At 31.6% G+C, this 22,216-nt stretch carries 12 protein-coding genes; 3 read left to right on the forward strand and 9 right to left on the reverse strand.

Features of this window, described 5'->3' with window-relative positions; genetic code table 11:
* The 9 genes from HMPREF9630_RS04790 to HMPREF9630_RS04830 form a co-directional block, all read right to left on the reverse strand.
* Window positions 1-5,003, reverse strand: a 5,003-nt coding sequence (locus HMPREF9630_RS04790) for an MSCRAMM family protein (RefSeq protein WP_009527407.1), incomplete at its 3' end; no start/stop codon positions are given.
* 382 nt (window positions 5,004-5,385) lie between these two features.
* Window positions 5,386-9,102, reverse strand: a complete 3,717-nt coding sequence (locus HMPREF9630_RS04795) for a Cna B-type domain-containing protein (RefSeq protein WP_009527408.1) — start codon at window positions 9,100-9,102, stop codon at window positions 5,386-5,388.
* 228 nt (window positions 9,103-9,330) lie between these two features.
* Window positions 9,331-11,592, reverse strand: coding sequence for a glycogen/starch/alpha-glucan phosphorylase (locus HMPREF9630_RS04800; RefSeq protein WP_009527409.1), 2,262 nt, complete (start codon window positions 11,590-11,592; stop codon window positions 9,331-9,333).
* 244 nt (window positions 11,593-11,836) lie between these two features.
* On the reverse strand, window positions 11,837-12,952 hold the full coding sequence (locus HMPREF9630_RS04805) for an ABC transporter ATP-binding protein (RefSeq protein ID WP_009527410.1): 1,116 nt from the start codon (window positions 12,950-12,952) through the stop codon (window positions 11,837-11,839).
* Window positions 12,953-12,999: 47 nt separating this feature from the next.
* The gene (gene malQ, locus HMPREF9630_RS04810; RefSeq protein WP_009527411.1) at window positions 13,000-14,451 is read right to left on the reverse strand and encodes a 4-alpha-glucanotransferase; all 1,452 of its coding nucleotides are present in this window, start codon (window positions 14,449-14,451) and stop codon (window positions 13,000-13,002) included.
* A gap of 131 nt (window positions 14,452-14,582) precedes the next feature.
* The gene (locus HMPREF9630_RS04815; RefSeq protein ID WP_009527412.1) at window positions 14,583-15,611 is read right to left on the reverse strand and encodes a LacI family DNA-binding transcriptional regulator; all 1,029 of its coding nucleotides are present in this window, start codon (window positions 15,609-15,611) and stop codon (window positions 14,583-14,585) included.
* A gap of 1 nt (window position 15,612) precedes the next feature.
* A complete protein-coding gene (locus HMPREF9630_RS04820; protein ID WP_009527413.1) occupies window positions 15,613-16,449 on the reverse strand; it encodes a carbohydrate ABC transporter permease in 837 nt (278 codons plus the stop codon).
* Complete coding sequence (locus HMPREF9630_RS04825; protein WP_009527414.1) at window positions 16,449-17,297, reverse strand: carbohydrate ABC transporter permease; 849 nt, start codon at window positions 17,295-17,297, stop codon at window positions 16,449-16,451. Before HMPREF9630_RS04825 ends, HMPREF9630_RS04820 begins: the two co-directional genes overlap by 1 nt.
* 185 nt (window positions 17,298-17,482) lie before the next feature.
* On the reverse strand, window positions 17,483-18,856 hold the full coding sequence (locus HMPREF9630_RS04830; RefSeq protein ID WP_009527415.1) for an ABC transporter substrate-binding protein: 1,374 nt from the start codon (window positions 18,854-18,856) through the stop codon (window positions 17,483-17,485).
* Between the two features lie 298 nt (window positions 18,857-19,154).
* Here HMPREF9630_RS04830 and HMPREF9630_RS04835 point away from each other — a divergent pair, with 298 nt between their 5' ends.
* The 3 genes from HMPREF9630_RS04835 (at window position 19,155) to HMPREF9630_RS04845 (ending at window position 22,120) form a co-directional block, all read left to right on the forward strand.
* A complete protein-coding gene (locus HMPREF9630_RS04835) occupies window positions 19,155-19,985 on the forward strand; it encodes an NAD(+)/NADH kinase (protein ID WP_009527416.1) in 831 nt (276 codons plus the stop codon).
* 216 nt (window positions 19,986-20,201) lie between these two features.
* The gene (locus tag HMPREF9630_RS04840; RefSeq protein WP_009527417.1) at window positions 20,202-20,879 is read left to right on the forward strand and encodes a response regulator transcription factor; all 678 of its coding nucleotides are present in this window, start codon (window positions 20,202-20,204) and stop codon (window positions 20,877-20,879) included.
* Complete coding sequence (locus tag HMPREF9630_RS04845) at window positions 20,876-22,120, forward strand: sensor histidine kinase (protein ID WP_009527418.1); 1,245 nt, start codon at window positions 20,876-20,878, stop codon at window positions 22,118-22,120. The genes HMPREF9630_RS04840 and HMPREF9630_RS04845 overlap by 4 nt, the downstream gene beginning before the upstream one ends.
* Window positions 22,121-22,216: the final 96 nt, after the last annotated feature.

A 22,216-nucleotide genomic window follows, 5' to 3' on the forward strand; every position in this document is an offset into this window, starting at 1 on the left:
GGTACTCCGTTTTCGTCTACCACTACTATTGTTTCCGGTGAGTTTGGATCATTAGGATCCGGTGGATTGTTTCTCGGATATGACGGTACTGACGGTGCAGGCGGTGTATCCGGTGGTGTGTCAGGTGTTGGTGGTGGTGTCTTCGGATCTTCCTTCGGTGTTGTCGGAGGTGTCTTCGGATCTTCTTTCGGTGTTGTCGGTGGTGTCTTCGGATCTTCTTTCGGTGTTGTCGGTGGTGTCTTCGGATCTTCTTTCGGTGTTGTCGGTGGTGTCTTCGGATCTTCTTTCGGTGTTCTCGGTGGTGGATTATCTCCGCCACTTCCTCCGCCTCCAGGATTTACCTTGTTACGAGTATTTACAAATACAACATCTTCTTCCTCTTTTTCCATACGTCCTATAATATCTCTTGTATCTTTTACTTTGCCGTTAACAGTTGTAGTATATCCTGTTGCTGAGCTGTCAGTTTCTGTAATAGTATAATAATCATCTATATCAATACCATCTATAATAATGTATTCTCCATCCTTAAGTGTTATAGTACCACCATTTACAATTGTGCCACTTTTACTTCCTGTATAAGAGTATGATGATATATTGTTATTATCTATCTTTACAGTAAACTCAAAATCTTTATTTATATCTCCGTCATTTCCTGTAACCTTTTTCTCTATTTTCAGTTTTCCTGTTCTTATATTTGTAAAACTTGCGACATATAATTGAGTCTGAGTTGTTCCGGCTGTTATTAAACCTTCAGTACTTTCTTCTTCTTTTCTATAACCGACATTTTCCGATTCTTCGATTTTATATTTTGTATTGTTCGGTATATCCTTTATAGTTAAACTTCCATTAGCTTTTAAATAGAATTTACTTCCGCTTTTTATCTTATTTCCTTCAAAACGTCCTTGTTCTATAGAATAATCATACTCTCTATCATCATTTTCATAATTTATGTTGTCACTGCTCAACTTATAAAAATGAACTTCAAATTCAAACTCTTTGTCATTGCTATCAGATTGCAAGCTGTTTTTTATATACTTGTTCACTTTCAGCATAGCTGTAGTGGTTTCAGAAAGCGTATTTTCTATCTTGTAAGCTTCAGTTTGTTCAACATTATCTATTAATACTTTAAAACCATCATTAGAGTCTTTCTTTTCCACACTTATCCTTATCGGCTGAGTTCTTAATTCATAGCCTGCTGGAGGTGTTTTTTCTTCAAGTATATAGTCTCCTACCTTCGGAATATAAAACTTAGCTTTTCCATCTTGATCTGTTACTATATTATCTCTAATCAATTTCCCTGAACGATCTTTTAAGATAAATTTAGCATTTTGCAATATTTTATTATTATCATATTTATCAACTTTTTGTATTTCCACAGGTACTTTATAATTTGTTATAGTAATTTTACTTTTATCATTTTCCGTCATTTCCGATATGGATGCTTTCAATTGTCCGTGTATCCTCACTACGTTTACTGTATATGTTTTATCGTCAAGGATATAGCCATCAAGTGTCTTTGTTTCTCTAAGTTCGTAATCTCCTTCAGGTATGGCGTTAAATACTACCTTACCATTTAAATCGCTTTTTTGAATATCTTCATAAGTTTTTGTTCCTTGTTTATTTTTAAGCTTGAAGTATACTTCCCTTAATGGATTACCTGATTCATCCATCTTGGTTATCTCTATACGAGAACTTCTTGTCATATTAGCAGATGCATCCTGGTTTGTGATAATATATTCTTTCCCCGGAGTATAAGAACTATTTAAATTTGACTGTTCCAATTTTACAGTATTGCTAACCTTTGAATTTACTTCTCCTGTAAGATCCGTTATATAAAAGAATCTATATGACTTTTGAATGTTAGGTATCTTGAAATTAAGCGTTCCTCCCTTAGGTGAATTTGAATCATTAGAGTCATATGGCGTATACGATATATTATTAGATATATCATTAACTTCATTACCCTCTGTAAGTGAACCATCCGCTGCCATATTAAGCTCAAATATTTTAAAATTCTTCGTTCCATCAGACTCAGTAAGTTTCAAAGTGCCGTCATCATTAAATCTGAGCGCCATTCCCTCGCCCAACTCATCTTTAAGGACTACATCAGTTGTTAATGGTATAGGTTTGACAAGCTTAAAAGGAGTATAATCTATATTCCACTTCAAATAACCATCTTCATGCTGTACTCCACTGTCATAATTTTTAAACAACACGTTCTTGTCTATATTTATTTTTTGTGTTTTTTCTAGGGTTCTATTGGTATTTGATGCTAAATTTAATTTAACTTTATTATCAACAACATCTTCCTCTTGAGACTCCAAATAAGTTTTAAAAACTTCATCTGTAGGACCTGCTTCTAAAAGTATAGCATATGCCTTGTCAATATCTTTAAACTTAAATTTAACTTCACCTGAATCAATTGAAGATGTAGGCGCTGTATAATTTACATATATATTTTTATTATTTATAGAGTGTGTTGGATTTATAGATGTATTTATTTCAGTTCCTATCAATATTTTAGATACACCATTTCCTGTAGCTTTTACAGTTGAATCCAATTGTTTTATCTGTTCAAACATAGTTTTACTGTGATCTATGACATTCGGATTTGTTACAGGATCTTTTACCGGCTCACCTTCAAATATAGTATAACTTTTAAGAACCCATCCTTTAGGAAGTGTATCCGTAACATCAATATCGCCTACTTCTTTTATTTGATTCGCATTGACACTTAATCTATATATTACGGATTTTGTATTATAATTAAAATATTTTATTTTTTCTTTATTCTCAGGATCAATTTTATTTATACCTTTATTCGCATTATCAGCTGTAGGAATATTTTTAAACTTTTGTGCATCTGCTACAGACAATGCCTGTTTTTCCAACATTCTGCTCAGATACCTAGTCCAACAGCTCATCCTATCTACAAGTTGATTTCCTTTAGCTAAATAAGCAGTATTAGTAAAAGGTCTTCCTTTTTCTTTATCTAAATCTTTATCTTTATCATGTATAAGTGCTTTAGGATCTGTAAGACGTGTTTTTAATTTAAACTCTCTTTTATCTTGTGTAAATCCCTTTACTATTATCAAATCACCTACATGAACAAAATTCGTTCCATCTTTTTTATAATATAATGGTTTCACGTCCAAGGTTAATCCATTATTAATTTCAGAACTCCCAATATATTTATGATAATTAAGATGCTGAGGTTCTAATTTTTTTAATTTTATCCCATCTATTTCATCAACATAGTTGTTGGCAGAATCTAATATTTTTAAATCCTTTACATTTCCGGACGGAACTTCCGGATCAAAAATTATCATATCATAAACTACCGGATTATTGTCTATATTATCCTTAGATACTGTTATAGTCCATTCAGCTTCCTGATTAAGGAAATATTGTTCACTTCCTTCTCTATTTTGGTCATTAATAAAATATGTTTTATCTTTAACATCTTTATTTATAGCTTGTGTTCCGATATATACATAGTTTGAAACTTTGACAGGTGTATTATTATTACTATCCCAAGTAACTTCTGCTGAATTTTTAAAAGTATATCGCCTATTGAGATCGGAATCTGTAAAGTTGTTTAATTTAGTTGTTACTTTAAGCTCTACTTTTCCATCTATATTACCTACCTCAAAAATATTACCGGCAGGAATAGGAGAATTGCCAGGTCCATATTTTTGACTTTTTGATGTATCCTCTGTACCATCAGCTTTATAGAATTTAAGCTCGGCTTCTACAATCTCCAATGAAAAACTTGAAGCATCCCTACCAAGCGTATCTGTAGTTGCTCCTAATATATCTTTTATTTTTACATTTTTAAGTTTTGCTTTTTCTTCATTTACCACTATTTCCCAATCAATATAGTAGTTACCATCTTTTTTTTGGTATCCTTCTTTACCATGCTTATAATGTGATTTTGTTGCCCATTTAGGTGACCAATTTACTTTTGTCGTCGCCTTAGCTTTTTCCTCAGCCCCTTTGAGTATTTTTACTTCATTGGTCTTTGTTGTAGATTTACTCTTAGAATTACTATCAATCGCCATGAATTCTTCATCAGTGAGCTTGGTTCTGAATTTTACCGTAACCGGTTTTTTTATGCTTTCTCCATTAATTTTTTTAAACGTATATTGGAGTTGTTTTGATGTATTATATTGAACCTCACTTGCAATATTGCTCGCATTAACCTTTTCCTTTTCAGGTCCATATTCAAACTCAAATGAGCCGTTTATATACTCTCCAACATTTGTAAGATCATCAGAAAGAGTGTAGCCATCCAATACTTCTCCATCTGTACCCACTTCTACTGTCCATTCTATACTCCTGTTATCAGGATCGTCTACTATTACCTTTCCTTTTTTTGTAACTGTAATCTTATCATCAGGCTCTTTTACTGTAAAACTATATGTCTTATCTAATATAGTTACTGTTTTATTTCCACCTTGATTAGGAGGTATGTCTGATATATCCAGATTAAAATCTGCATCAAATTTGGCTGTTATATCTTCATAATCATTAAAAACATCTTCTGTATTGTCCCCGGTAAATTCAACTTCCAATGTTACTTTTTTAGTAGCAGGGTCTGTCACAAACCTATATACTCCAAGTTTTATCTTTTTTCCTGTGTCTTTATTAGTATAAGTAATATCCTTAAAATTGCTGTCTTTAACTATTATGCCCTTACCTATTTCTATTTTTGTATAGTCATTTTTTTCGACAACTTGAGCCGGTTTAGGTTTGTCATTTTTAACAGGAACTTTAAATTCAACATTGACCGCTATAGGACTTTTTCCTTCTACACTACTATTATCTTCCAATTTTTTACCGGCTTGATACAACGTTACTTTTAATGATGGTTTTAATATAGACGCAACATCTTTTCCCGTCGGCTGTGCATATGAATTTTGTGGAACAGATATACTGCTTATTAATATAATAAGTGCCAATATCAAACTCCGCAGTCTTGTTATTTTTGTGTTTTGTCTCATATCTTCTCCTTTCTGTTTAATTTCATATAGACATATACAAAACCCATAGAATTAAACGCTATAATGAAATATATCTTATTATTTTAATACAATATATTTGTATATCATTTAAAAAATCAAGTTTTGCATATGTCTATTTATTTTTTTAATAAATATTACAATATTTCGTTATCAACCTCCATTCAGATTTGGGTTTATACTAAAATTCAATAGAACTATAGAAAAATACGTCTAAATTTAATAAAAATATAACACTGTTTATAAACTTATAATATAAATTATCTATTATTCTATTAGTACTTAGTATTAGATTACTTTCTCAATTATACCCATTTCTATAAAAATAATCAAGCTTTAAACTTTTTATCTACAGTTTTTTAATTTATTTGTCTTTTCTTCTATAACGTCTTAATATTACAAGTCCAAGCAATGAAAACATTGATGTTATTATTAATTTGTTTTCAGGGAATTCATTACCTGTTTTTACAAGTTTTGTTCCTCCAAGAGGTATTCCGTTTTCGTTTACATATTCTACTGTTCCGTCAGGATTTACTCGCTTAGTATATGTTCCAATAGGTACTCCGTTTTCGTCTACAACTATTATGCTCTTTGGAGAGTTAGGAGCTTTAGGATCCGGCAATGAATTTATGGGATAAGACGGTACAGATGGTGTTTTTGGTATATCCGGAGTTATAGGATTGTTAGGCTCCTCAGATGTTGTCGGTATAGTCGGTCTTGGATTTGTAGGATTTACAGGTATCTTCTGATTTGGCATTGTTGGGTTTGTCGGTGTTGTAGGTTTATTGGGTATTGTTGGGGTAGTTGGAGTATTTGGGGTTTCTCCTCCACCACCGCTGCCGGGTGTTATAGGATCAGGATAATCTCCTCCACCAATGCCACCTGCAGAAAGTGTATTTACAAATCTCACAACTGATATTTCATCCGATTCTACCTTTCCTGAGAAATCTCTTTTATCTTCCCCATTTACTTTTGTAGAATATCCTTCTGATGAATAGTTTCTCTCCTCTACTTTGTAAATATCTCCTGCTTCTATTTCTTTTATTATTATATATTCTCCATTTTTAAGTTTTATAGTATCTTTACCGTATATATCTCCTTTTTTACTTCCTACAAAACTATATTTTTTATTGACATCATCACCTATAGTTACCGTAAAGTCAAACTCTTTATTCTTATCGGATGAGTTCATAACTTTTTTCTCTATCCTCAACATTCCCTGTGTTGTTCTTTCGTTTATAAAAGTTTCCTCATAGAATAATTGAGTGCTTGTCGTTATAGTCTTTTCTGCAAAAAGTCTTTTAGGTGTATATTTTTTATAATCTGTTTCCTCTATCCTATATTTGATTTTATCCGGCAAGTTTCTGATAACTATATGCTGTCCACCTGTTAGAGTGAATGTTTTTCCACTTTTAATCTCACTCGTTGTTCCGTCATTTCTTGTGAATTTGTAAGCTGTATTATCAAGGACCTCATCTATGAAGAAATTGGCTCTAAATGTAAATACATCATCAATATTCGCTTTGTATCCTTTTATTTCTTTATTTATTCTAAGCACTGCGTCACTGGTAGTTGTAGGTTTTATATTGGTAAGTGTAATTTCTTCAGATATTCCGTCTACACTTTTTACTCTACTTTCGATAGGTGCAAATTCTTTCTCGGTATTATCTGTATATATTACGGTTTCTTTTGTTGTATAATTTATAACTTTACCTACATCATCGTATATCGGCATATCTATAAATGTCGCTGTCCATGATGTTGAATTTGATACAGTTTTGCTGTCTTTCGGTATACCGTCTGCCAATAATGTTATTCTTACGCTCGTATTTTGCATATCATTATGCCAAGCAGAATCGGAATTGTCCCATTTTTTTGTTACTTTTATATTTTTAACTGTAGTTTGAATATTTCTTATTTCAAAGCCTTTTTCCATGTCTCCGACAACTTGTGTTTTATAATCCGGTGTAGAATTATTGATTTCTTCTACGGCATAATCTATTTTTCTATCTGACATATCATATTTAGGCACAGTAAATTCATAATCCCAGTTATTGTCTTTATTCAATACACATGTCTGTATGGCTGTCTTGGATAAATCGCTTTTATCATATAATTTTACTTCTACACTTGCATTATTTTTTTTATCTTCTTTCCAATTATCCATTCCTATCCATACTTTATCTACTTTTATAGTTCTTTTTATAGTGGATTTTTTGACATTTTTTATTTCTATTCTATATGGATTTGATGAATAATTTGTTTCTCCATATACCGGTTCATAGTCAGGATTTCCTGTTATAATCTCTTCTACGGTATATTTTATTTTATCTGTATTTTCATATATCGGTAAATTTTTAAATGTATTCGTCCAGTTGTTCTCTTTCTTTAACTCCAATTCTTTACCGTTTACTTTTTCTCCATTGGCATATAATTGTACTTTTATAATTTCCGAGCTATTTGTTTTATCTGTAGCCCAAGTTGAGTTTTCTACTTCTTGCCATTTCTTTGAAACTACAAGATCTAAAGGTGTTCTTGCTCCTTGTGAAGTGCTTAAAACAAAAGTAATACTATTGTTTTTCGACTCATTTTTGCGTGCCCCTTGTGAATCTAAATAGGATAAATTAGCTTCATTTCTAAATGTCTGACCGTCTCTTTGATATTTTGGAGCTACTTTGACGTTATATTCCAATACAAAATTCATAACATTTTTTCCGTTATAAGCCGCTTTTGTTTTAGTAGCCTGAGCAGAAGTTATCCATGATGAAAGCTTGGCTATTTCATTCACTTGAACGCTATCTACCATAGCATCAAAGCTATTTTTACCACCATATAAGTCATGATATTTTATACCGATTTTTGGAGAATTTCCCCACGGAAATATCAATGTACTTCTTCCATCTGAGTGTTTATATATACCTGCAACAAATTTTTGTATATTATTTGTATTTATACCATATCCTAATGCTTTTTGTTTTATTTCTTCTCTGAAAATATCTAATGTTTTTCCATCTGCTTCATTTTCTTTGATAACTTCTATTTCCTTTGCATCATAAGTAGGATTGGAAGTCCATTTTTTATAGTAATCTTTATTCTTATCAGAAGCTGCTATATGAGTTCTGTATCCTATATAGTCCAAGCTCATTTTATCATCTTCCGTCATAAGATATACTCGAGTATATAAACTTAGGTATGTCTCATCAAATTCTAACCCGTCAGGCAAAGTATCTTCAATCAACACATCTTTTCTTTCTTCGAAGCTACCGTTATTTAAAATATCTCTAAGTTGGGCTTTATTGCCTTCTACTCTCCAACGTAGAGTCTCCTTTGTTGATTGCTCTCCACCTTTTTCCAATTTTCCGTCATTATTATACCATGATACCCCTAAATGTCTCGGCTTATAAGGCCCCGGGTTATTAGGTTGTCTTATGATTAGTGGCTCTGTAGGATTTGACGGATCATTGTCGTTCATTTGTATATCAGCATTTGTTTTTTTAACTGTTCCCACTAATTTTGTTTTTCCTTTTATAGTGGTTCCTAAAGCTTTTTGATTTGTAAATTTTATCAAATATTGTCCATTAAATTTATATTCAAAATCGCCTATTTTCCCTATTGTGCCGGCTGTATCTTCTTCATTTTCCACTATACCTGTTCTATCTCCTGAATATTCAAAAACATCCAAAGCAGGTAATTTAATTACGAAATAATCATTTAACTTAACATCTGATGCATCTTCAATTTCCCAATCATACATTATTGTCATAGGATTTTGTGCATTCACAATTTTAGGAATTTTATCTGAAGGTACCTCTGAACTGTCAGAAATATATCTAAATCCAGTAGTAGAGGTAATATCTATTTTTATTTCTTTTTCCCCTGTTATATCTGTCCACTTATAATCTTTATATAGATATTGCCCGCCATTTATTGTAATTTCTCTTAATTTAACATTAACTTTTTTCTCAAAACCTGAATCTAACTGTTTAGGAGCATCTGCATAAGTGTTAAAATTTTGTAAAAAAACACTTAACATCATAATTACAACAGTAATTACAGCAAAAAACTTTTTGATTATTTTCATTAACAATTCTCCTAATTTAACCAAATGAAAATATAAAATCTAATATTGTGTTTTAAAAAATCAGTATATATTTAAAATCAAATATATAGGCTATACTGACAATTATTTTAAACAACAATCTAAAAAATATTTTAATATTAACTAATTACAGCTCATAATATAAATCTTAAAAATAATCTGTTGTAAGTTTAAATATCTCCCTTATTTCAGTAAGATATGTTTAATATTTTACAAATGCCATATTTCTCTGTTGTATTCTTCGATTGTCCTGTCTGATGAAAATTGTCCTGCTTTACTTATGTTGATAAGCATTTTCTTAGCCCATTCGTGTCTGTCTTTGTAGGCTTTTGTCATTTTATTTTTAGTTTTTATATATGCTCTTAAATCTAAAAGTGCCATAAAGTAATCTTTTTGTGATATGTCTTGGTGCAGCCTTGTAAGTGACGTTTTGTCACCAAGCTCTGTGAGTTTGTCCGAGATTATAAAATCTACTATTTCTTTTATACATTCATCATCTTGATAATATTTTTTAGGATCATATGACGATTTTTTGTATAAATTTATTACTTGCTTGCTTGTCTTGCCGAATATATATATATTATCTTGTCCTACAAGCTCAGCTATCTCCACGTTTGCTCCGTCCATTGTACCGAGTGTAACGGCTCCGTTTAACATAAGTTTCATATTGCCTGTTCCTGATGCTTCTTTGGATGCCAATGATATTTGCTCTGATATATCGCAAGCAGGTATGAGTTTTTGTGCGTAGCTCACATTATAGTTTTGCACCATTACCACCTTAAGATACTTGCTCACTTTTTCGTCTTTTTCGATAAGTTCACTCAGTGTCAATATAAGGTGTATTATGTCTTTGGCTATGGTATATGCCGGTGCAGCTTTTGCTCCAAATATTACTGTTATCGGATGTTTAGGAAGTCTACCTTTTTTTATGTCCAAATATTTATCTATTATATAAAGTGCATTCATCTGTTGTCTTTTGTATTCGTGAAGTCTTTTTATCTGTATATCATAGATAGAATTGCTGTCAATTTCTATATTTTCGTGTGATTTTATATAATCTGCAAGCTCTTGTTTGTGATGTTTTTTTATCTCCAACAGTTTGTCTAAAACCTGCTCGTCATCTACAAATTGTGATAATTTCTCCAATTCTCTCGCATCTTTTTTAAACCCGTCTCCTATCAGACTTGTTATAAAGTCTGTAAGCTCTTCATTGCAATTTAACAGCCATCTTCTGAATGTTATGCCGTTTGTTTTGTTATTAAATTTTTCGGGATATATTTCGTAGAATGCTTTGAGTTCTTCTTTTTTGAGAATGTCTGTGTGCAGTTTAGCTACGCCGTTTGTGCTGGATGAAAAATGTATGGCTATATGCGCCATATGAACTTTATGTTCTTTATCTATGATTTGTACTTTTTTGCTTTTGAATCTTTCTTTTATTGTTGTGTTTAATTTTTCTATTATAAGCATGAGATGAGGCACTACTTGTTTTAGATATTCGTAAGGCCATTTTTCAAGTGCTTCTGCCAATATCGTATGGTTTGTATAATTTACTGTCTTTGTTACTATATCTACCGCCTCATCAAAATCTATGCCTTTTTCTGTCAAAAGTCTTATAAGCTCAGGTATTATGAGTGTAGGATGTGTATCGTTTATCTGAATCGCTACATATTTATGCAAATCCTCTATCTTATGTCCGTTTTCTCTGAGTTCTTTTAATATGAGTTGAGCTCCTGCACTGACCATAAAATATTGTTGATATATTCTTAATAATTGTCCATTTTTATCTGAATCGTCAGGATATAAAAACAGAGTTAAATTACGTTTTATATCTGTTTTGTCAAAGCTTATACCGTTTCTTACTATGTTTTCGTCCACAGTATCTATATCGAAAAGATGCAGGTTGTTATATCCGCTCTCATAACCTGTAACAGCTATGTCATACATATGTGCTGTTACTTTGCAATCTCCAAACTTTACATCAAATTTTTCTCCCGTATCTTTAAGAAAACTGTTTTTTCTTATCCAATTGTTAGGTTCTTCAAATTGTTTATTATCTATAAATTTTTGTTTGAACAGACCTAAGTGGTAATTGATACCAATACCATCTCCATTAAGACCTAATGTTGCTATTGAGTCTAAAAAGCAGGCTGCCAATCTTCCTAAGCCTCCGTTGCCTAAAGACGGTTCGTTTTCTATTTCTTCTATCTGTGACATGTCAAGGTCAATTTCTTTTAATAATTTGTTTACTTGGTCATATAGCCCTAAATTTATAAGATTGTTGGATAGTAATTTTCCTATCAAAAATTCCGCTGACACATAATAAAGTTTTCTTTCGCCTTTATTTTTAGGCAATTTTTCTATTTGTTCTTTTGTAAATATCAACAATGTATCATATATCTGTTGTTTGGTAAGTTTGTCAAATTCTTTATCATATTGATTAATCGATATCTCGTTTAACTTCTTTTTTAACATAGTTTCCTCTCCGTAAATATTTTTAAGGGCTTTTAGTAATATACTTATACAATGTTATTTATAACAACTTATTACCCATTTTCTCAAAACAATAAACACTCATTTTGAAAAACAGTCATCTGTAAATCATAAAACTTTTTATCTAAAAATATTTTATTTCAAAGTTTTGTAAAATAAATTGTCTGATGAGTTACTGTTAAAATTTTACTGTTATATATTTTTTAAATGAGTGTTTATATATTTTTTAATTAGTTATTGTTTTTTCTGTTTCTTTATCAAATATGTGTATTTTGTTTATGTCAAATGCAAAGTCTACCACACTTCCAACTCTTGCGTTTGTTCTCGGGTTTACTCTTGCTGTAAACTCTACATTTTCTATATCGAAGTATAAAAATACTTCCGCTCCCATCATTTCATACACTTTTATCTGAGCGTTAACTTTTGCGCTTTCTTCGCTCATTGATATAAATGCAACTTCATCATGTATATTTTCAGGACGTATACCCATAACTACCGTTTTGCCTATATATCCTTGATTTTTCAAGATGTCTGCTTTATATTCAGGAAGTTTTACGTCTATTATTCCTTTTTTCAAATAAACTCCGTCTTGTTTTTGCACTGCTTCCACCTCTATAAAATTCATCTGAGGTGAGCCTATAAATCCTGCTACAAACATATTGTTAGGTTTTTCGTGAAGTTCTTGAGGGGAATCTATTTGCTGAATTATACCGTCTTTCATTACTACTATTCTTGAGCCGAGTGTCATCGCCTCTGTTTGGTCATGTGTTACATATATTATCGTTGAGCCTAATCTTTGGTGCAGTTTTGATATTTCTATTCTCATCTGAACTCTTAATTTTGCATCCAAATTTGACAAAGGCTCATCCATAAGAAATACTTTAGGGTTTCTTACTATTGCTCTACCCATAGCTACCCTTTGTCTTTGTCCACCTGAAAGAGCTTTTGGTTTTCTGTCAAGCAGATGCTCTATATCCAATATTCTTGCAGCTTCTGTAACCAACTTTTTTATTTCATCTTTTGGTACTTTTCTTATCTTCAATCCGAACGCCATATTGTCAAACACGTTCATATGAGGATAAAGTGCGTAATTTTGAAATACCATGGCTATATCTCTATCTTTAGGTTCTACATCATTTACCACTTTGTCATCTATTTTAAGTTCGCCTGATGATATGTCCTCCAAGCCTGCTATCATTCTAAGTGTAGTTGATTTTCCACAGCCTGACGGACCGACAAATATTATAAATTCTTTGTCTTCTATTTCCATATTAAAATCTTTAACGGCATGATATCCGTTAGGATACACTTTATTAATATTTTTCAACGATAAACTCGCCATCTTTATTTCCTCCAAATAAAATGTTATAGATAATTTACTTACGTTTTTTAAATTCTTTTCGTCTTTTTAAGCAATTTGTGTAAATAATCTGTTTTTTCTTCCAATTTTTCCATAGAGTTTAATTTGAAACTCCAATTTAGATTGTTGAGCGTGCTCGGAGTATTCATCCTTGCACTGTCATCAAGACCTAATATGTCTTGAACAGGTACTATGGCATAGTCAGCTATGCTGTCAAATGTCATCTCCAAAAATCCGTTTGTTATATTTTCATCATCATAATTATGCTCTTTGAAAAGTTTGATTATATAGTCTTTTGTTTTCTTGTCTTGACTTTCAAAAAATCCCATAGCGGTTTGGTTATCGTGTGTACCTGTATATATAATCATATTTTTCTTATCTGAAAAGTTGTTATTACCTTCATTTGGATCCAGACTGAACAGCAATATCTTCATACCTTTGAGATTATAATGATCTCTTAGCTGTAAAACTTCTTTTCTAAGTCCGCCCAAATCTTCGGCTACTATCTCCAATTTCGGAAATTTCTTTTTTATAAGGTCAAATACTTCGTATCCGGGTGCTTCTATCCATTCGCCCGCCTTGGCTGTTTTATTTCTTGCGTTTACTTGCCAATATGTGTCAAATGCTCTGAAATGATCTATTCTCAATATATCATATAGTTTTGCATTGTATTCAATCCTTTTAATCCAAAAATCATAATCATTTTCTTTAAGATATTTCCAATCATATATAGGATTTCCCCATCTCTGTCCGTTTTTACTGAAATAATCAGGCGGTACTCCCGCTATAAATTTCGGATTTCCATTTTTATTGAGCAGGAATGACTTTTGATTTTCCCATACATCCAAGCTGTCAAGCCCTACATAAAAAGGTATATCTCCCATTATTCTGATGCCTTTTGAGTTGGCATATTTTTTGAGATCCGTCCATTGTTTATAAAATATATATTGTACGAACATTTCGTATTCTATGCCTTCATTATACTGTGAAAGGTCAAGTTTTTTATCGATTATCCAATTTTTTTGTTCTTTATCCCATTTATTCCAAATGTTGAGATTATTTGCTTTTTTCAGTGTAAGAAAAACCGCATATTTATAAACGAAGTCAAATTTTATAAATTCTTCATAATCTTTATCTTTTTTAAAATTTTTAAATGCTTCTTTTAATATTTCCGCTTTTAATTTTCTTGCTTTTTCATAATCTACTCTATCATTATTTTCAAGTGGTTTAGGCTTTTTCTTTAAAAGCCCTTGTTCATATAGCAAATCCGGGCTTATATATATTTCATCTCCTGCTTGTGATGAATACGGCTGATAAGGTGAATTTCCATAGCCGAGCGGATTAAGTGGCAATAACTGCCATATTGTAAAGCCTATTTTTTGAATTATATCTACAAATTTATATGCTTCTTTGCCGAAATCTCCAACTCCGTATTTGGAGTTAAGCGAGGATATGGCAAGTAAGATTCCCGATGTTCTCATCTTTACCTCTTTTTATATGATTTTTATTATCATCGCAATTAATTTTATTATACTTTCAGTGAAATTCAGCTATATAATTTAACATATGTTTTTGCATACAGTTTTAAAAAATGTTAATTATAAAATAAAATTTAGAATCTGTCGGTTGTTTGACCTACAAACAATTCTCCTTCAAATGTTACCACTTTTTTGTAAGGTTTACCGGATATTATATTGAAAAGTACATTGCATGCCGTAAGTGCCATATTTTCTACCGGTTGCTTAATGGTTGTTATTGTTGGATTAAGGTAATCATTTATTTCAAGTCCGTCAAATCCTACTACTGAATAGTCTCTCGGTGATTTTATACCTTTTTCTCTTAATCTTTTTAAAACTCCTATCGCTATTGCATCAGATACGCAATATATAGCGGAAAAATCAAGTTTTTTATCAAGCAATATATCTATTGTTTTATAACCGTATTCAAATGTATAAGGGTCTTCATTTTTTGTGGTTGTAAATATCAAATTTTCATCTATACTTATATTATTTTCTGTAAGTGCCTGTTTATAGCCGTTGACTCTAAGCATACCTATACTTGCATCATCATACCTTGAACCTATTATGGCTATTTTTTTATGTCCGAGCGACAAAAGGTAATTAACCATTTTTTTGCTTTCCAAAAAATCATCCACTCCGACACAGGCCGAATTTTTTATGCTCATATTTTTGCTTACTATAGCTGTAACTACAAAAGGTATACCTATTTCTTCCAATATTTTTTTATCTTCGTCCATAAAACAACCGCCAAGAAATATTATTCCCTTAGGCTTTATATCTTGGGAGAGTTTCAATGCTACATCTATTTCATTATCCTGTTCTTCTACTTTATATAGTAAAAATGAGTATCCGTTTTTAGTTATCTCGTTTTCCAAAACTTTAAACATAGGTTGAAAAAACAAATTTCCTATCCCTTTTATAAGTACGGCTATCGTATTTGTTTCTAAACGTTTTAAATTTCTCGCATTGGAGTTTGGGGTATATCCTAATTCTTTTATCTTTTTGAGTATTATATTCCTTGTTCTTTGGTTTATCTCAGGATGATTGTTTATGGCTCTTGATACTGTACTGACACTGACATTACATTGTTTTGCCACGTCACGTATTGTTATCTTCGACATATTAACCTTTTACTGCACCTGCAGCTACTCCTTTGATTATATGTTTTTGTACTGAAAGATAGAATACTATTATAGGAATTATATCAAGCACCAACATAGCCATCATCGCTCCTAAATCTCTATTTCCGTTTGAGCCTACAAGCATTTGTATTACAACAGGTACAGTCTTGTATTTTGTACTTATACCCATTACAAGATATGGTAGAAGATAGTCGTTCCATACCCACATCGCATTTAAAATACCGACCGTTATTGCTGTAGGTCTTAATATAGGAAATATTATATAGAAAAAGTGTTTTATAGGTGAACATCCGTCTATCATAGATGCTTCTTCTATTTCAAGTGGAATGGATTTTATAAAACCGCTGAACATAAATACAGATAAACCTGAACCAAAGCCCAAATATAAGAATATCATACCTACCGGATTGTTCAGATGTAACATATCCGCAACTTTAATAGTAGGAAACATAACCATCTGAAACGGCACTATCATTGAAAACACAAATAAGTAATATATGGTTTTTGTAACTTTGTTTTTTACTCTTGTCAAATAGTACGCTGTCATAGATGACAACAATACTATTACAGCTACTGAAAATATACTTATAAAAAATGACCAGCCTATTGCACTGAAAAATCCTGTTTTTGCCAAACCGTTTACATAGTTGCCAAGTCCCACAAATGTTTCTGCATTTGGAAGTGAAAATGGAGAGTTGCTTATAAAAAATTTACCTTTAAATGAATTTATCACTATGAATGATATCGGATATAAAAATGCTACAAGCAAAAATAACAATATTACAAATATTATTCTGTCTATAGTTTTTGTCTTCATCAGTTTTCAACCTCCCTATCTCTCGTAAATTTAAGTTGTACATATGCTATAGCTGCAACCATTATGAAGAATATAAATGCTTTTGCCTGTCCGACACCTTCAAAACCTACTTTTGCAAACATTGTATTAACTATATTCATAGCCAACATCTCTGTTTTATAAAGTGGTGCTCCTGCTGTAAGTGCAAGGTTTTGGTCATACAGCTTGAAACTGTTTGTAAGCGTTAAAAACAAACATATTGTAATTGACGGCATAACCATAGGTATAGTTACATTTTTAAGTATAGTCCATTTTGATGCACCGTCTATTTTTGCAGCTTCTATCAAGCTTTGCGGTACATTTTGCAAGCCTGCTATATATATTACCATCATATAACCTATAAGTTGCCAGTTTGTAAGTAAAACAAGCCCCCAAAATCCGTATGTTTCACTTGCAAGAAGTCCCTTGCCTATCAGTTTTAAAAGTACGGAGTTGAGCATAACTTGCCAAGTATATCCCAATACTATACCGCCTATCAGGTTAGGCATAAAAAATACTGTTCTAAAAAGATTACTTCCCTTTATTTCTCTTGTAAGTGCCAATGCTATGGCAAAAGCTATTATGTTGATAGTTATTATTGTCACTATTGTAAATATTGTAGTAAATCCAAATGCCTGAATAAATCTCTGATTGCTCGCAAACGCTTTGGTATAATTGGAAATACCTACAAATTTAGCATTAAATATAGTGGTGAATTTTGTGAATGACAACCCTACTCCAAGTACAAACGGTATCAAAAATACGATTGCAAACGTCAAAAAAGTAGGTAGTACAAAAAAAGGAAAATATTTTTTGAGTGTCTTTTCCATAATTTTCTCCTAAATTTTAAAAAATATTCGCATAAATGCTCAACCTTATTTAAAATATCATATATATACACCCATACACTATATAAAAAAGTAACGCTGATAATAAAATCCGCTATATGTATTTTTAAATGAAGATTAGTATAAATGCTTATAAAAAAAGGGAGGCTTGGCGCCTCCCGGTTAAATTATTGAGCCATTTCTTTTTCGGCTTTCCATTCATTTATAAACAAGGCTTTTACATCGTCCCATGTCATATTACCTGATGTATATTGTCCAAGTGACTGACCGAACGCATCTTTAAACGCTTGACTTGGGAAAGAAGTAAAGTTCCAGTCAATGTTATATAAGTCTTGATTGCTCATATATTTTATAACTTCTTTTGCAAGCGGATCATCAGGAGATTCAGCTTCTGTAAATGTATCAAACGGAGTTATGAAACCTAAATCTTTTGTTACATATTCTTTTCCTTTTTCGCTTGTGAACAACCAGTTTACAAAATCAAGTGATGCTTTTTGATCCTCAGGTTTTGCTTGAGAGTTGATTGAGAAGAAGTTTTCAGTTCCTGCACATATTCCTTGTTTTTCTTCTCCTGATACACCTGTATATATAGGTAAGAATTTAACATCTTCGGCTTTAACTGTGTTTCCTTCAACACCTGATATTTGTCCCCAAGCCCAGTTTCCATTTTGAACCATCGCAGCTTTTCCAAGTGCGAATTCAGCCATAGAATCTGTAACTGTTTTTCCTGTTAATGTAGAAGGATCTACTGTTGAATTTGTAACATATAAATCAAATATGTTTTTATAGTTGTCTGAATAAGTGAATTTTATTTCATCAAGATTTTTTACTTTATCATCTCTGTATTCATAGTACACAGGTACGTTTGCAAGGTGTGTTTGCCATCTCCAATCTTCTCCCGGTGCTAATGAAGTTGCTGCAAATACTCCATCTATTCCTAAATCAGCTTTTTTAGCTTGCATATCTTCTACAACTTCTTTTAGTTTTGCAAAGTTGTTTATTTCATCAACTGATTTTATTTTTGCTCCGTCAAGTGCTATATATTTTTGCATTATAGCATCGTTGTATATAATTCCATAACCTTCTACAACATAAGGTATTCCGAATACTCCTTCATCTGTAGAAACTGCCATATCTTTGTTTAATAAATGGCTGTATATCTCAGAATCTTTCAAATCAAGCGTATAGTCTTTCCAGTTTTGATAGCCTACAGGTCCGTTTATTTGGAACAATGTAGGTGCATCGTCTTTTGTTATCTCCGCTTTAAGTGTCGGTTCATATTGTCCGCTTGCAGCAGTTTCAACTTTCACATCCACTCCTGTTTCTTCCTTGTAAGTTTGTGCTATCTTATTCCAAGTTTCTTCAACTTCAGGTTTAAAGTTCAAATAATAAACTTTCCCTGTACCTGCATCGGCTGTTTGCTCAGTTTTATTATCCGCAGCTTTATCATCTTTTTTATCTCCACCTGAACAAGCTGTAAGCATAGCAACAGTCGTAAGAGCTGCAAGTCCTATGAATAATGCTTTTTTCAATCTTTTCATTATAAACTACCTCGCTTCAATTTTTTTATGCCTTGAAAACAGCAGATTTTCACTAATACCATTTCACCTACAAAAATTTTTAATAGCGTTTTCCCTTTGTCCGAAATCCTCTTATCTTCAAAAGCATATTTTATTTATTTTTTAATTCGGTAACGTTACCGAATTTATGATTGAATTGTAACATATAATTTTTTTATAGTCAAGCACATTTTTTCAATTTATTTTTACAAGTTTTATTTTAAAAAAATTATGCTATAATATAATTTACATATTTATTATAATTTTTTTGAGGTTAACAATGTCAAACAAAAAAGTAGCAAAAAATGTTGAAATAAAAAATATTTTTATAAAATCAAATTCAAACGCATCATCTAAAAAAGTATATCCTTTACTTATGGATAAATTAATAAACGCAGGATTTAATGTGATGAACGAATTTGACAGCGGATGCGATCTTATAATATCAATAGGCGGTGACGGTTCGTTTTTAAAAAATGTCCACGATCTTGAATATCCGGATTCAATTTTCGTTGGTATAAATACAGGACATTTAGGTTTTTTTCAAGATGTAATACCATCTGAAATAGACTATCTTATAGATTGTATAAAAAAATCCAATTATGAGATACAAAATATATTGCCTCTCCAAGCAAATATAAGAACTCAATTAAGAGATTATACACTGCATTCAATAAATGAATTTGCAATGAAAGGCTATAAAAACAAGACTGTTCATCTCAATTTGTCAATAGATAACAAACATATGGAATGTTTTTCCGGAGACGGTATAATAATATCATCGTCTACAGGTTCTACAGCCTACAATTATTCTGCAGGAGGAAGCATAATCGACCCGAGGCTTAATCTTATACAGGTTACACCAATCGCCCCACTTAACTCCAACGCATATCGCTCACTGACTTCAAGTATAATACTACCATATAAAGCAAAAGTTATAGTAACTCCTGAAAATCAGCATCAAAATACAACTATATTTTTAGCCGATGCAATACAATACAAATACGAAAAATTATACAGTATGGAAATATCATATTCCAAGCACAAAATAAAACTTATGAGATTGGAAAGCTATAAATTTTGGACAAAAGTAAAAGAAAAATTTTTATAAATACAGTATTTTAATTATATTTTAAGAATAACAAGTATAATACTTTATAAGTTACAGTTTATTAATATATTATTAAACTTTATATAGATTTTGGCAAAATAATATTATACTGAATTTTAATCACATTCACAGTATAAATTGCCATAACATCATAAGTTTAATCATTTTACAACTTATATATAAAATACACAATGCGCAAAAATTGGAGATGATACAATGAACATACTTGTAGTAGAAGACGAAGTTAGACTTGCAGAGGCAATAGGCGAGCTCTTAAAAAAAGAAAAATATATAATAGATATAGTTCATGACGGACAAGATGCCTACGAATACGCCACAGGCTTTGCCTATGACGCAATCATATTAGATGCAATGTTGCCGAAAATGAACGGTTTTGAAGTGTTAAAAAAATTAAGAAGCGAAAAAATACAAACGCCTATAATAATGCTCACCGCCCTAAGCCAGACAGACGACAAGATAAAAGGCTTGGATTACGGAGCAGACGATTATATGACCAAACCATTTGAGACAAAAGAATTACTCGCAAGATTAAGAGCAATAACAAGACGAAAAGGAGAGGTTATAATAAATGAGCTATCCTTTGGAGATGTAACATTAAACCTTGACACCAACCAAATGATGAGTGCTACAAAATCAATACAATTAGGCTATAAAGAATTTGAAATAATGAAAATGCTCATGACACATCCTCAGATGATAGCCACGAAAGAAGATATAATAATAAAAGTGTGGGGAATAGAATCAGATGCAGCCGACAACAACGTAGAAGTATATATATCATTCCTTAGAAAAAAATTATTATTTTTAAAATCATCAACAACCATACAAACTATAAGAAAGGTCGGCTATAAGCTCGAATACAATAAACAATGATACGCAGTTTAAAAATAAAATTCGTTTCAATAACAATGATATTGGTATCAATTATACTTATAGCAGTGTTTTCCATAATACTCAAAACAAACTCCAAAGCAATGGAATCACAGAGCATCGATGACCTTAAAGAAATAATATCAATGTCACTTATAGACCTCGTAAAAGCCACAGCCTATACAAACGGCAGCGATATGAAAAAGTTACAATACACATCTCTATTTGTAGTAACCTTGGATAAAAACGGAACTATATTGTCACAGATACAAAACAACGTATCAATTGATGACGAAAGCCTGAACAATGCCATTAAAACAGCTTTTCACGACAAATACAACGTAGGCACTATAAAACAGATGCAACTGCGTTATCTGAAACAAGTTACAGATTCATACGAAAAAATAGCATTCATAGACATAACAAGAGAACACGAAACATTAGAATCACTTCTCATAATCTTAATCGGTACAGGAACAACTGCACTTTTGGCATTTTTGATAATAAGCATATTTTTATCCTCATGGGCTCTTAGACCGGTAGAAATAGCATGGTTACAGCAAAAACAATTTATTGCAGATGCATCTCATGAATTAAAAACACCGCTCACCGTATTACTTGCAAATATGGACATATTGGAAGAAAACAAAAACGATACAATAAAAAATCAAATCAAATGGATAAATTCCAGCAGACAAGAAGCTATGCAAATGAAAACCCTGCTCGAAGAAATGCTGTTCCTTGCAAAAACCGACAAAAACAAAAGAGAGATAACTTTTGCAAAAATTAACGTAAGCGATATACTCATATCGCAGATACTCAGCTTGGAAGTCATCGCATTCGAAAAAAATGTAGATATAAACTACGAAAACGTACAAGAAGATTTGTATATAAACGCAGATGAAAAACAAATACAAAGTCTGTTTTCCATATTACTTGAAAATGCTTGCAAATACAGTAATGCAAATACAGTAATAACCGTAACGCTAAAAAAGGAACAAGACAAGATAAAATTGGACATAAACAACTTCGGTCCGATAATACCAAAAACAGAATTGACACAAATATTTGAAAGATTTTATAGAGTGGAAAAATCAAGAAACAAAGAACATGGTGGCTACGGCTTAGGGCTTTCCATAGCAAAAAAAATAACAGATAATCACAATATGAAGATATGGGCAGAAAGTAGCGAGCAAAAAGGCACATCATTTAAAATAATTATGAGCGGAACTAATCAAAGCTAAAAAATAAAAAAATTCTCACAAAAAAACCTACTTAATTTTATAAGTAGGTTTTTTTGTAAATAGATTCCTCTATGATGTTGTATATTACAACAAATT

This window comes from Peptoanaerobacter stomatis (genome assembly GCF_000238095.2).
GTDB classification, from domain to species: domain Bacteria; phylum Bacillota; class Clostridia; order Peptostreptococcales; family Filifactoraceae; genus Peptoanaerobacter; species Peptoanaerobacter stomatis_A.